The 14,095-nt window shown below is 63.2% G+C and carries 10 protein-coding genes; 1 reads left to right on the plus strand and 9 read right to left on the minus strand.

Going from position 1 to position 14,095, the window contains the following annotated elements:
* Positions 1–15 precede the first annotated feature (15 nt).
* Entirely contained in the window at positions 16–2,448 is a 2,433-nt protein-coding gene (locus BLS51_RS12740) for a TonB-dependent receptor plug domain-containing protein (RefSeq protein ID WP_090192374.1), read from the plus strand.
* On the opposite strand, the gene BLS51_RS12745 is transcribed toward BLS51_RS12740, so the two are convergent.
* The 9 genes from BLS51_RS12745 to BLS51_RS12785 are packed head-to-tail and all read right to left on the minus strand — an operon-like array spanning position 2,421 to position 14,089.
* Positions 2,421–4,103 carry a hypothetical protein gene (locus BLS51_RS12745; RefSeq protein ID WP_229207792.1) on the minus strand — a complete coding sequence of 561 codons (1,683 nt, stop codon included), beginning with the start codon at positions 4,101–4,103 and terminating at the stop codon, positions 2,421–2,423. The genes BLS51_RS12740 and BLS51_RS12745 overlap by 28 nt on opposite strands.
* Positions 4,100–6,127 (minus strand): DUF4175 family protein, encoded by a 2,028-nt coding sequence (locus BLS51_RS12750; protein WP_090192373.1) that lies wholly within the window; start codon positions 6,125–6,127, stop codon positions 4,100–4,102. Before BLS51_RS12750 ends, BLS51_RS12745 begins: the two co-directional genes overlap by 4 nt.
* Positions 6,111–7,208 (minus strand): hypothetical protein, encoded by a 1,098-nt coding sequence (locus BLS51_RS12755; protein WP_229207791.1) that lies wholly within the window; start codon positions 7,206–7,208, stop codon positions 6,111–6,113. Before BLS51_RS12755 ends, BLS51_RS12750 begins: the two co-directional genes overlap by 17 nt.
* On the minus strand, positions 7,205–8,131 hold the full coding sequence (locus BLS51_RS12760; protein ID WP_090192372.1) for a DUF58 domain-containing protein: 927 nt from the start codon (positions 8,129–8,131) through the stop codon (positions 7,205–7,207). The genes BLS51_RS12755 and BLS51_RS12760 overlap by 4 nt, the downstream gene beginning before the upstream one ends.
* Before the next feature lie 6 nt (positions 8,132–8,137).
* Positions 8,138–9,136: an AAA family ATPase gene (locus BLS51_RS12765; protein WP_090192371.1), complete on the minus strand. Its 999-nt coding sequence runs from the start codon at positions 9,134–9,136 to the stop codon at positions 8,138–8,140.
* 2 nt (positions 9,137–9,138) lie between these two features.
* On the minus strand, positions 9,139–9,762 hold the full coding sequence (locus tag BLS51_RS12770) for a DUF4159 domain-containing protein (RefSeq protein ID WP_090192370.1): 624 nt from the start codon (positions 9,760–9,762) through the stop codon (positions 9,139–9,141).
* 3 nt (positions 9,763–9,765) lie between these two features.
* On the minus strand, positions 9,766–11,103 hold the full coding sequence (locus BLS51_RS12775) for a TldD/PmbA family protein (protein WP_090192369.1): 1,338 nt from the start codon (positions 11,101–11,103) through the stop codon (positions 9,766–9,768).
* 7 nt (positions 11,104–11,110) lie between these two features.
* The gene (locus BLS51_RS12780; protein ID WP_090192368.1) at positions 11,111–12,748 is read right to left on the minus strand and encodes a TldD/PmbA family protein; all 1,638 of its coding nucleotides are present in this window, start codon (positions 12,746–12,748) and stop codon (positions 11,111–11,113) included.
* 3 nt (positions 12,749–12,751) lie between these two features.
* Positions 12,752–14,089, minus strand: a complete 1,338-nt coding sequence (locus BLS51_RS12785; protein ID WP_090192367.1) for a TldD/PmbA family protein — start codon at positions 14,087–14,089, stop codon at positions 12,752–12,754.
* Positions 14,090–14,095 lie beyond the last annotated feature (6 nt).

Raw genomic sequence — 14,095 nt, forward strand, 5'->3', positions numbered from 1 at the left:
TATAAGAGAGAAAACATGAACAGAGCACCGCAATTCAAACGCACCCTGCTCGCCAGCGCTATCCTGCTGCTGGCAGCGCAAACCGCCAACGCGCAAACGTCTACCGACGGCGGCGCCAAGGCCGATGAACAAACCGTCGTGGTGCTGGGCTCGCGCTCAGTGGCCAAGACGGCGCTGGACACCTCGTCGCCGGTGGGCCTGATCAGCCAGAAAGACTTGCAGACCGCCGGCCCGCTGGAACTGGGCAAGCTGCTGCAAACGCTGGACCCGTCGTTCAACTTCTCCACCACCTTTATCAGTGACGGCACCGACTCGATCCGTCCGGCGACCCTGCGTTCGCTCGGCCCGGACCAGGTGCTGGTGCTCATCAACGGCAAGCGCCGCCACCAGCAGGCGCTGGTCAACGTGCAGCAGACCATCGGCCGTGGTTCGGCCGGCACCGACATCAACGCCATTCCGCTGGCGGCCATCCACCACATCGAAGTGCTGCGCGACGGCGCCGCTGCCCAATACGGCTCGGATGCGATTGCGGGCGTCATCAACATCGTGCTGAAGTCGAACGTCGGCGAGACCGCGCTGAGCGGCCAGCTGGGCACCACCTCGGAAGGTGACGGCGACCTGTACTCGGGCAGCGTCAATCGCGGCTTCGCGCTGGGCGAGAACGGCGGCTTTATCAACCTGACCGCTGAAGCGCGCAAGCGTGGCGAAACGAATCGCGCCGGCCCGGACTCGCTGCGCGTCAATCCGCCACGCGTGACGCAACACATCGGCGACAGCAACACCAAGGATTACTACCTGTGGTGGAACGGCGCGCTGCCGATCGATAACCACAGCGAGCTGTACGCCTTCGGCGGCGTCTCCAAGCGCAAGAGCGATTCGTATGGCTTCTTCCGTTCCGCCGGCGACGCCCGCACCGTGGCATCCGTTTATCCAGACGGCTTCCTGCCCGCGATCAGCACCGACATCAAGGACGCCTCGTGGGCCTTCGGCTATCGGCGCGACCTGCCAAGCGACTGGAAGGCCGACATCAGCATCAACTACGGCCAGAGCGAACTGGCGTTCCATGAATCGAACAGCTTGAACGTCAGCTACTGGTACGAACCAAAACCGGGCGGCGGCATCTATGCCGAATCGCCGCGCGAAGCCGATACCGGCACGCTGCGCTTCTCGCAGCTGACCTTCAATGCCGACATCAAAGGCCCGGTCAGGTTTGGCGACACCGTTGTCTCGCTGGCCACCGGCTTCGAATACCGCAAGGACAACTACGAAATCGTCGCTGGCGATCCGGTGTCCTACCAGTACGGCCGCACCAACAACCCGGCCATCAACATCGTCACGCCAAGCGGCGCCACGGCAGCTGCCGGCATCCAGGGCTTCCCTGGCTACACGCCTGGCACGGCGGTGGATTCGGGCCGCCACAACATCGCCCTGTTCCTCGACGCCGAGACCAAGCCAGTCGACACGCTGACGTTGGGCGGCGCGGTGCGTTACGAGGATTACTCGGACTTCGGCAATACCGTCACCGGCAAGCTGAGCGCACGCTTCGACCCGACCAAGGAACTGGGCTTCCGCGCCAGTGCCTCCACCGGCTTCCGCGCGCCGAGCGTGCAGCAGGAGTTCTACAGCTCCGTCTCCACCAACCTGAATAACGGCGTGCTGACCGAAACGCTGACGGCGCGCCAGGGCAGCGCGGTCACGCAGGCCTTCGGCATCAAGCCGCTGAAGGAAGAGACATCCACCAGCGGCAGTGTCGGCGTGGTATTCCGTCCATCGCAGAACTTCTCGGTGACGGCGGATGCGTACCAGATCAAGATCAAGGACCGTATCGTGTTCTCCAGCGAAATCGCGCCGGAAGCCGGCGGTGGCCCGATCGCCAACATCCTGCGTCCGCTGGGCGTGGGCCAGGCGCAGTTCTTCACCAACGCGGTGGACACCCGCACGCGCGGCCTGGATATCGTCGCGGTACACACGACCAAATTTGACGCGTCGACACTGGTGCTGTCCGGCCAACTGGGCTTCAACAAGACCGAAGTCACCAAGCGCCATTCGACTTCCAGTGTGCTGAGCGGCGAGAAGCTGTTCGACAAATCGCAAGTGACGCTGATCGAACACGGCCAGCCGCGCAAGCACCACGTGGTGGCTGCCGACTACACGATCGGCGCGTGGAACATCACCACCCGCGCCAACTATCACGGCGAGGTGTATGCGGAGAACTTCAGCCCGCTGCAAAAATGGGATGCACGCTGGCTGGTGGATGCGACGGTGCGTTACGCCTTCAGCAAGCGCACCTTCCTCAGCCTGGGCGTCAACAACGCGTTCAACCAGCTGCCGAACGAGTGGACCAATGGCGGCGACTTCCCGAAACTGGGCTTCACCCGTTGCTGGGAAACCTGCCCTATCGGCGTCAACGGCCGTTCGTTCTACGTACGTGCTGACACGGCGTTCTGATCGGCACCACCAGCAGGGCCACGCTGTTCGCGCCACCACAATGCCAACATGGAAAGCGCGAACAGCACGCCAAACGGGGCAACCGGTAACGGTGCTCCGCTCGTCGCAGGAGCACCGGCAGCTGGTGCTCCTGACACCGCACGCGCAGCGTATTGCGCGGTAGCGTCGCGGCGCAGGGCCTTTTGCCACGCAGGCCAGTCGCCCTGCGCATACACATACGCCAGTCCTGGCTGCGCCATGCCGGCTGCGCCAAACTTCACCCAGCCTGCCTTCTGCGGCCAGAACGCCGCACACATGGCATCAGCCTTGTCAGCACGCGCCCGCAGCGACATCGGCGCGTAAGTATCTGCGGTCAGCATCGTCCCAGGTTTCACACCTTGCGCGCAGACTTCGCTGCGCAAGCCTGGAACGGGCATAGGATCATTCAGCTGCCACGCGGTCTTGTGCACGCTTTCCAGCGCGATGCGGTCCATCGCCGACTGCCACCAAAGCGCCAGCGCTTGCGGCGCGCTGATCGCGTACTTGTGCCAGTCCGCCACGCCTATCCACACCACGCGGCCCTGCCCCACGCTGCGCTGCCACATCCATGGCTGCTTCTTGTTATCGCTGGCCAGCACAGACCACGGCGCCGCCGGTTGCTCGGCAGGATTCAGGCCAGCCGGCGGCAGCGACATCGACGCGGCGAACTGGCGAGCATCTTCCTTCTCGGTGGTTGGCGATTGCTGATGCAGCCGCATGCCAAAATCCCGCTGCCATACGTTGGTGTCGGCAGCATTCCCGCCTAACACCACCAGCGGAATGCCTTTGGCTACCTGCGCCAGCATGGCTGCGCGCGCGGAAGGGCTCAGGTGTTCGACGTAGGCGGCATCCACAAATACCGCATTCGGTGCGCCCAACTCCTCGCGCGGTGTCTCGCTGCGGGCGATCGCCTTGCCTAGCGTGACATTCCAGTCCAGGATCGCGCTGCCATCGGATAACAACTGATTCAGTGTGCGGGCGTCAAATGATGGCGCGTCAAAATGGCCCTGTATTTGCAAAGGCACGGGATCTTTCACCTGTAGCGGAATCGGTCCTTGCGCGATGGTCTTGCCGTTCGCGTCCAGCAGGCGTGCTTGCAGCACCACGGTTTCGGCCACCGGCGGCAACCACTGGACCGACAACTGCGCGCCGGAGGACGGCCCGGAGTCAGCCAGCACCTGCCTGTTTTCCGCCAGCAGCTGCAAGCGCCATCCTGCGGTAGCTTGCGAACGCCGCACGGTCAGCGTGAAGATGCGGCCCAGCGACATCGAACGCGGGAAGTCCAGCCACAACAGATCCGCCGCCGCAGGCTTCCATTGCAACTGCCGCGCAGGCAGGTCACGCCATTCAGCCTCACGGACGCCATCGCCGCTCAGGGCAATGCTGGCTGCAGCAGGAATCGCGATGCGATCGGCATCGGCGATACGTCCGTTGCCGGTGCTGACTTGCAGCGCACCTGCCGCGCCGGCAGGCAGGCGCACATCGGCAAGCGCAACGGCCAATGCGGCGCTGGCGATCCCGGCCAGCATGGCATCCGGCCAGCGGCGCTTGCGGCCATACAGCGCGGCGCTGACGATGCCAGTGCCAAGGGCGGCAAGCGGCGGCAGCAGCGAGGCCAGGTCGGTTGCTATCATCATTTCGCTTGCTCCTTGCCTTTCCACGCCTGCCGGAACCCGGTGTCCGCCGCAGGGCGTGCCTGCAGCAACACCGGTGCGTCAGCCAGCGTGCCGCGCAGCCAGGCGCGCAGTTCGGCGCGGCATGGCACGCAACCATCCTGCACATCCTGCACGGCGCGCTGCGCGCTGAGTTTCTGTTCCTGGTCGTTGATACGCGCGCCGATGACTTCGCGCGCCGCCTTGCTCCACAGGGCCGGCAAAGCACCATCCTGCGACAGAGCCTGCACCAGGTCACGGACCTCGGCTGGCACGGTATCGCTGGCCGCACCTTGCGCCCGCTTGTAGCTCATGGCGCCAACGATGTCGCCGCTCATACGCTTCTCTTCTTTCAGTGCCGGTGGCACGAATGCGGTGCGGTGCAGGTAGACGCGTTCGGCGGCTTGCAGTTCCTTGATGGCTTCCAGCGCCTTGTACTCCGGCGGCAGCGCGTTCTTCGGCGCGACCGCCCGCAGCGATTTTTCCGCGTCCCACATCGCGGCCAGCGCGCGCTTGAGGACGGCCTTGGTCTGCGGATCGAAGATGGTGGCGTTGTCTTCCTGGTCGTGTGCGTGGCCGAATTCTTTCATCACGCCGATTTCGCTGCCGGGCTTCTCGTTGCCGTGATCATGGTGCTCGTGTTGCTCATCGCCGAACAGCGTGGATTCCTCGCCGAGGAACTGGCCGTAGCGCAGTCGCAGCGTGGCCTGGTCAGCGGCGATGCCTTCGCTGCGGCTGCGCAGCGTGGCGGCCGGCATATTCGGGTTGGCCTTCAGATCCGCCACCAGTTGTTCAGTATCGATGATGATCTGGCGCTGGCTGCGCAGATTTTCCGGCTTGGTCATGGATGGTAACGCGGTGGAGTCCAGGCTCTCAGCGTCCGGCCCCGGCAGGCGCAATGTATAGGTTGGCGATTGAGCGGTGTGCGGATTCTCCGGCGCGTTGTCGGTGGCGCGCACAAAGAAGTAGAGTTCATCGCCTGGCTCCATGCCGAGTTCCGCCAGCGTCCACTGTTTCTTCCAGCCGCGCGATTTTGGATCGGACGATTGGGGCAGTGGCACTTCCTTGTCGCTGAAGCGGATGTTCTCGCCACTACCGCGTGCAAGCGTCATGTGCAGACTGGCGCGGACGATGGCGTAATCGTCCTTGGCGCTGACGGAGAGGGTGACTGTCCTGGCGTCTTTTTGCAGCAGGTGGATCAGCTCCACCGGCTCGATGATGGTGACCTGCGGCGCCTGGTCCAACGTTACACGAATGTTGTAACGGGCAGTGTTCTTGCCGCGTGCGCGCCAGAACAGCGAGTCTTCGACGCGAAGTTTGGCGCATTCATCGGTGATCGGCAGCACTTTCCCATCGCCCAGTTCCACCGCAGGCTGTGCACCGGTGGCGTTGCGCACGCACCAGCGGACTTCGGAATACTGCGGAATCTGGATATCGCGGGCGCCGGTATCGAACGCTGCCACGCCGGTGTATTGGGGCGGCGTGACGCGCAGGTAGACTTCGCCGTCAACGATAGGCTTGTTGGCCTGCGCGGCGGCTGGTGGCGCTGGCTTGGCCGCAGGTTGGCCTTGCCATCCCCATGCTGCGCCAGCAGCCAGCAGGCTAATAACCATAGGCAGGATGGCGAAGCGTACGCGCGTGCGAGCGATGGCCTGATAATCGGTGTCGGTCAGGATGTCGGCAAGGCGGGCTTGCAGCCGTTGTTGCTGGAGCCTGGCAATCGGCGTGTGGGCTTCTGCGGCCAGCAGGGTGCTGCTGTCTTCCAGTTGCGGGATGGCGGCATTGAGCCATGATGGCCATTGTTCGGCAATGCGATGACGCCAGCGCAACGCGTCGGCGATCGTCCAGGCTGCCCAGGTGGCGATGGCGATCAGCGCCGGCGTGCGTGCGGCTGGCCATGCGACGGCGGCGATCAGCAGTGGCAAGAGTGCGGCCAACCATTGTGGTGCACGGCGACGCAGGATGGCGCTCCAGAGACGGCCGCGCAGGTGATCAGTTGCGCCGGGCATGAGTCAGTATCCGTTCAAGCATGAAGAGGGCAAGCAGGAGGATGGCCAGCCAGGTTGCCGGCCTGGCTTCCGAAATGGCTGGCAGCGCGCTGCGGGTTTCGGCGAAGGTTTGTGAGGGCGTGGCATACGCTGGCGCGGGATTCACGGCGAGCAGTTGCCATGCTTCGTACAGTGCGTGTGCGGTGTCGGCGTCGCGCGGCGGGAAGGCATCCGAGGTCCATAGGCGGCCGCGTGGCGAATCTGCGTATTTCAGCGTGATGCCGTTGATGGCCAGCGTAGAGGCGTGAGCCAGTTCCGGGAACACTGCGGTTGGCGCGGCAATCCACCAGTGGGCAGCGCGCCAGGTGACAGGTGGCGTAGAGTTCGGCGTGTCCCAAACGATCAATGTCGTCGCGGCGCCTGGCTCGGAGGCGAGTGTGTAAAGGCTGGCTCGCCCACCGGCAGTGTCAAAGGCGGCGAACAGCGAACGCCATGCCTGCGCACGCGACTCGGCGGCGGCCAGCACAACGTGCTGCAGAACCAGAGGCGACGACGCACCCGCGTCAGCGGTGGTGGTGGTGCCAGCGGTGGCGGGCAGCGAAGCTGTCGGCGCCGGGCTGGTGCGAAGCGCTAGCTGGTGGCTGAATTGCGGCACGCGAGCGGGCATGGCGACCTGGCTGTCGCGGGCGACGATCAGCAGCTTGGCGTCAGCACGCCAATCCCGTTCATTCTGCCGCAGCCATGTCAAGGCACCCGGCGGCAGCGGCATGCGCGTGGCGGCGCTGAAGCCGGCGGTGGCGATCTGCTGCTCTGCCCAGGCTTTGTCCACGCCGGCGTCAATCAGCACGGTGTCGCCACGCCACGGGAAAATTGTCGCAGCCAGCCAGCCGATCAGCGCCACCAGCATCAGGCAACGCACCATCAGCAGCACCTTGTCACGCCATTGCCAGACCCGCAGTTGCTCGGGCGGCGCCGAAGGCAGGAAGCGCGCCGTCGCCAAAGATTCGGCTTTCAGCCGCTGGCGCTTCTGGCGATGCCACCAGACCGGCAGCAGCAGCACCGGCAACGCCAGCCACCACAAAGGATAAGAACTCAGCATCATTTAGCCCGCGCTCCCGCCAGCTGAAGCCAGCTGCGCAAGACGCCACCCAAAGGCTGCTCGATGCGCGCCTCGTAGTGGACAATATTATGTTGACGACAGCTGGCCGTCACACCGTCAAAGTGCGCGCGGCTCTGCTGCTTGTAATGTTCTCGATCAGCGTTGCTCATGCGGTGCAGGCCATCATCACGCTCGGGATCACGGTAACCAGCGCCGGACTTGAAGCTGGCGTCGACCTCCGCCTGCGTGCGCAATGTCAGCAAGCGCACGTCATGCCGCATATTCCGCAAGCGCAGCAAGGCTTCGCTCAGCGGCGACGGCCAATCGAGGAAATCGCTGGCGGCGAAGATCATGCTGGGCGCGCGGGCAAAGTGCAGACTGGCGCGCAGCGTTTCAGCGGATGGCAGATCGCCTAGCGGCTCAGCCTTGTTCAGCGCCGCCAGCACGCGCTGCAATTGGCGCGGACCACGCGCCGCAGGCATGAACTCCACCTTGGCGCCGCTACAGATCACCAAGCCAAAGGCGTCACCCTGACGCTGAGCGATGGCGGCCACACAAGCCAGCACAGTGCGGGCAAACCAGAGTTTGTCGACGCCATTGATCTCACGGCTCGGCTCCGACATGGAAGCCGTGGCGTCCAGCCACAACCAGACGGCGACATGGCTGTCGCGCTCCGCCTCGCGGACGAAATAGCGGTCAGCGCGCGCCAGCAGCTTCCAGTCGACGCGGCGCCATTCATCACCAGGCGCATAGGCACGATACTCGGAGAACTCAACGCCGGCGCCGCGCTCGCGCCCGGCGTGGATGCCATGGCCCAGGCCCGCCAGCACGTGACGGATCACCAGCTCCAGATCCCTGGTCTGGGCCATCATGGCCGTCATGACGCTGGCCGGCGCGGTGGCAGGCGACTTGGAATTGGATTGCATGACGCGTTAGTCCGGGCGGATATGCTCGCGCAGCGCCTGCAGGATGTCGGCAATCGCCACGCCATCCGCTTCCGCTTCAAAGTTGCGCAGCACGCGGTGGGCCAGCACCGGCAGCAGCATCTCGCCGATATCCTCGCGCGTGACCGCCAGGCGGCCCTGCATCAAGGCGCGCGCCTTGGAGGCCAGCACCAGGGCCTGGCCGGCGCGCGGGCCGGCGCCCCAGCCGATGTGTTTCTGCACCGCCGGCACCGTCGTCAGCGACGGGCGCGTCGCGCGCACCAGGCGCGTGGCATACGTCACCAGATGGTCGCCAATCTCGATATCGCGCACCAGCTGCTGCAAGCGCAGCAGCGTCGCCACATCCATTACCGGCTCGGCATCCCTCAGGCCAGCATGCGTGGTGGCCGACACCATGGCGATTTCCTCCGCCTCGGTCGGATACACCACATCGATGCGCAGCAGGAAGCGGTCCAGTTGCGCCTCCGGCAGCGGATAGGTGCCCGCCTGCTCGATGGGATTCTGCGTCGCCAGCACGAAGAACGGCTTGGGCAGCTTGTGCGTCTGGCCCGCGAAAGTCACCGAGCGTTCCTGCATCGCCTCCAGCAAGGCCGATTGCGTCTTGGGTGGGGCGCGGTTGATCTCGTCCGCCAGCAGCACCTGCGTGAACACCGGACCTTGCTGGAAGCGGAACTCACGCTTGCGCGTCGCATGGTCTTCTTCCAGGATCTCGGTGCCGACGATATCCGATGGCATCAGGTCAGGCGTGAACTGCACGCGGTGGAAGTCCAGCTCCGTCGCCTGCGACAAGGACTTCACCAGCAGCGTCTTGCCCAGCCCCGGCACGCCTTCCACCAGCGCATGGCCGCCAGCCAGCAGGCAGATGATCAGCGAATCGATCACATTTTCCTGGCCGATGATGACGCGCCCCATGCTGGCCTTCAGCGCCTTCACCTTGGCGGTCAGTTCGCCGATTTCATTTTCGCTCCAGGCGACACCTTCAGCCATAACTACGCTCCCAACGCATATTGAATGATATTGACCGCAAAGCGGGTGTTATCGACCGCAAGAAAACGCTTGTTGCGGAAGTCGTAATCCCACTCGCAGCCATAGTCCTTGTTGCTGTACAAAAGCCGCACACGCCCGCCCACCTCGATCGCCTTCAGGTAATCGTGCACCAGATCGTCACCCCAGCCATTCAGCTCCACGGCGGTATTTGGTGGACCGTCTTCAAACTTGAAGAAGCTCGAATAGATCGGATGGTTGTTGGGGATCTTGTGCAGTGCCTTCGGCCCGAAGATACGGCCTATTTCGGCCTCGAACGATTTCGCAAACAGCCCATCGATGTCGTGGTTGCAGTCATCCACGAACACAAAGCCGCCGCCCTTGATGTAACGCTCCAGATTTTTGCGTTCGGCCGCCGTGAACTGCACCAGCTTGTGGCCGGCGAAATAGCAGAACGGCGCCTCCAGCATCTTCGGATCGGACAGCGCGACGATGCGCTCAACGGGATCCACCCGCAAGGTCGTGTACTCGACCAGCGAATTGAGCACGTTGCTGGGCATGCGGACATCCACATCCCAGTCGCCCGACTCGTAGGTCAGGCGCGTGAAATAGAAATCGTAAGAGGCCACTGTTTACACGGCGTCCGACAGCGAGGTGAAGTTAAAGTCGCGCACCTTCATCGCCGGTATCAGCATCTGGAAACGCACTTCGTCGCCGCCGATCACCACCGGCTTGCCCAGTTCATCGATATTGTTCAACATCGTCACCGGGCTTTCGTTGAAGCGGAAGTTCTTCACCGGATGTTTGATCTTGCCGTTCTCGATGTAGAAAGTGCCATCGCGCGTCAAGCCGGTCAGCAGCAGCGATTGCGGGTCCACCATGCGGATATACCAGGTGCGGGTGACCAGGATGCCCTTCTTGGTGCTGGCGATCAGTTCCTCGGTCGACTTGCCGCCGCCCGCCATGATCATGTTGCCGTGACGGCCGACCGCACGCTGGCCCTGTTTCTCCGCCCAGTAGCGGGTGTAGTCCAGCGAAGCGATCTTGCCGTTCTTGATGACGTCTGCACGCTCGCGCGCCAGCATGGCCTGGTTATCCCAGGGCAGTACCGGCACGTCCGGATTCCACGGATCGGCATAGATGTTCACCTGCTCATCGAACAGCTTCTCGCCCAGGCGATTGCCGCCGCCCTTCTTCGACAGGAAACTGCGGCCTTCGTCGGCCTGGCGCGCATCGAAGGCGCCGAACATGCGGCCGATGATTTCCGAGGTCGCCGCCGGTTCCAGGATCACCGTGTAGCGGCCCGGCTCCAGCGCTTTCGCCTCCACCGATTTCAGTGCCTTCTCGATGGCGATCTCGGACGCCTCGCGCGCGTCGAACTTGCGTGCATCGTTGGCGGATCGGGTCACCCAGCCGGAACCACGGCCATCTTCGGTGCGCGTGGTCACGGTGAAACCGAGGTTGCTCAAGGTCTGATAACCGAACACGCCGTTGGAGTTGGCCACCGTCTCGAAGCCGGTGGTATCGCTGAAGAAGCCAGCGGCGATCAGGCCCTGCTTGCGCGCCGAGTTGATGCTGGCCGCAGCCACTTCCGCGCGGTATTCCGGATCGATGGCGGCGGTCGCATCGCTGAAGGTGGCGGACGGCTTGAAGTCCTGCTTCTTGATCGCCGGCAGGAACTCCGGATTCTCAGGCGCCAGGCGCGCCACATCTTCCGCGCGGCGTACCACTTTTTCCAGCGATTTGTCGTCGAACTCATTGATCGAGGCGGTGCCCTGCTTCTTGCCAAAGGCGACGCTCACGGTCAGCTGCGTATTGGTGCTCAAGCCGGCGGTTGACACTGCGTTGCGCGCATAGCGGATATTACCGTTGCGCGAACCGCTGATCTGCACGCGGCACTCATCCGCCCTGGACAGCGACATCACCTTGTCGCAGATGCGTTTTGCTTCTTCCTGATTCAGCATCTTCATCGTTGTTTTATCCTATCTTACGAGCAGTGTTGATCACGTTGATGCCATTGAAGCGCGTGGTCGGCGAGCCGTGCGACACGGCGCTGACCTGGCTAGGCTGGCCTTTGCCATCGAAGAACGAGCCACCGAGGCGCCAGTCACGGTCATCGCACAATGCCGAGCAGGCATTCCAGAATTCCTGGGTGTTCGACTGGTAGGCCACGTCTTCCAGCTGGTTGACGATCTTGCCGTTCTTGATTTCGAAGTACAGCTGGCCGCCGAACTGGAAGTTGTAGCGCTGCTGGTCGATCGAGAACGAGCCACGGCCCAGGATGTAGATGCCCTTCTTGACGTCCTTGATCATCTCGTCCGGCGTCAGCTTCTTCTTGCCCGCTTCCAGCGACACGTTGGGCATGCGCTGGAACTGCACGCTGCTCCAGCTGTCCGCATACGAGCAGCCATGCGATTCTTTTTCGCCGATGACAGCAGCCTGGTCGCGCGTCGCCTGGTAGTTCACCAGAATGCCGTTGCGGATCAGGTCCCAGCGCTTGGACGCCACACCTTCATCATCGTAGCCGACCAGGCCGAGCGATCCCGGCGTGGTCTTGTCGGCGACGAAGTTGACCATGTCCGAACCGTACTTGAAGTTCTTGCTCTTCCACTTGTCCAGCGTGGCGAAGCTGGTGCCGGCGTAATTGGCCTCGTAGCCCAGCACGCGATCCAGCTCGGTGGCGTGGCCGACCGATTCGTGAATGGTCAGGAACAGGTGTTCCGGCGACAGCACCAGGTCGTACTTGCCCGGTTCGACCGTTTTCGCGGTCAGCTTCTCGCGCGCCTGGCGGCCGGCTGCGCGTGCGTCTTCGATCAGGTCATACGCGCCCTTGTACAGCGTGGTCACATTGCCTGCGGCCTTGACGCGGTTCTCCGGCTTGCAGTCGAAGAATTCATAGCCCATGCTGGCCGGCGACGACAGGCCGTCGCGGGTGCGGAACTTGCCGCTGGCTTTATCAACGGCGGTGGCGGTGAACGGCGACCATAGACGGTGGACGTCCTGGTCGATGTACGAACCGTCGGTGGAAGCGAAGTATTTCTGCTGGTTGACCTGGAACAGATTGGCCGCCATGAAGTTGGCGCCCGCGTCCAGGCCGGCCTTGTTGGCCGCCAGCAGCAACTCGGCTTTTTCCTTGATCGGCACCGCACGCCAGTCCTTCTTGAACGGCGTGGCCCACGCCACTTCGCCGACGCCCTTGACCGGCGCCAGCACCACCGGCTCGGTTTGCAGCTTGGCGTTGGCGCGTGCGATGGCGACCGCCTGGCGTGCCGCATCAGCCACCGAGTCCAGCGTCATCACATTGGTCGAACAGAAGCCGTAGGCGCCGTTGGCGATCACGCGCACGCCCACACCGGACGATTCGGTGTTGACGATGTTCTCCACGTTCAGGTCACGCGTGGTGATGAACTGGTTCAGATAGCGGCCAATGCGGACATCGCAATACGATGCACCGGCCTTGGTGGCCGCATTCATCGCGGCGTCGGCCAGCGATTTCTTGAACTGCACGGCCATGGGATTGAGCAGCTCTTCGGCGGCGATGGCATTGCCGAAGATCGGTACCAGCAGGCTGCCGCCAGCGGCGGCGCCTACTTTTAAAAATGAACGACGTTCCATGCTTTAGACCGCATCCGACAAAGAAGTGAAGTTGAAGTCACGAACCTTCATGGCCGGGATCAGCAACTGGAATTGCGACTCGTCGCCCGACAGGATTTCCGGCTTGCCGATTTCGTCGATATTGTTCAGCATCGACACCGGGCTTTCATTGAAGCGGAAGTTCTTGATCGGGTGCTTGATCTTGCCGTTCTCGATGTAGAACGTGCCGTCGCGCGTCAGGCCGGTCAGCAGCACCGATTGCGGGTCCACCATGCGGATATACCAGGTACGGGTGACCAGGATGCCCTTCTTGGTATTGGCGATCAGTTCCTCGGTCGACTTGTTGGTGCCGGCCATGATGATATTGCCCGGTGTGCCGATGGCGCGCTTGCCCTGCTTCTTGGCCCAGTACAGCGAGTAGTCCAGATTGGCGATGCGGCCATTCTTGATGATGTCCTGACGCTCGCGCGCCAGCAGGCTCTGGTTATCCCACGGCAGCACGGCAACGTCCTTGTCCCATGGGTCGGCCCAGACGTTGACCTGCTCGTCGAACAGCTTCTCGCCCAGGCGGTTGCCGCCACCTTTCTTCGACAGGAAGCTGCGGCCCTCATCGGCCGAACGCGCGTCGAAGGCATTGAACATATACGCCAGCACGTCGGAGGTCGCTGCCGGTTCCAGGATCACCGTGTAGCGGCCCGGCTCCAGCGCCTTGGCGTCGACCGAGCGCAAGGCCTTCTCGATGGCGACATCCGAAGCCGCGCGCGCGTCGAACTTGCTGACATCACCGACGCTGCGCTTGACCCAGCCGGAACCACGGCCGTCTTCGGTGCGCACGGTCAGCGTGAAGTCCAGGCCCGTGTCCTGCTGATAGCCGAACACGCCGTTGGAGTTGGCAACCGTGGTGAACTGCGTACTGTCGGTGAAGAAGCCCGCCGCCACCAGCTTGTTCTTGCGCGAGTTCTCGATGCTGTAGGCCGCAACCTGGGCACGGAATTCAGGATCGATATCGGCGGTCTTCTGGAAGAAAGTCTGCGTCCCCTTGTATTCCTGCTTGCTCGGCGTCGGCATGAACTCCGGATTTTCCGGCGCCAAGCGGGCCAGGTCTTCCGCGCGGCGCACGGCTTTTTCCAGCGACTTGTCGTCGAATTCATTGATCGATGCCGTGCCCTGCTTCTTGCCGAAGGCAACCGACACCACCAGCTGCGTGTCCTCGATCAGGCCTGCGGTCGACACGGCGTTGCGTGCGTAGCGGATATTGCCGCGGCGGCTGCCGTTGATGGTCACCTCGCACTGATCGGCCTTGGTCAGCGACAGCACCTTATCGCTGATGCGCTTGGTCTCTTCTTGGGTCAAAAATTTCATCTGTCT

This window comes from Duganella sp. OV510 (genome assembly GCF_900100205.1).
Taxonomy (GTDB): Bacteria; Pseudomonadota; Gammaproteobacteria; order Burkholderiales; family Burkholderiaceae_D; genus Rugamonas.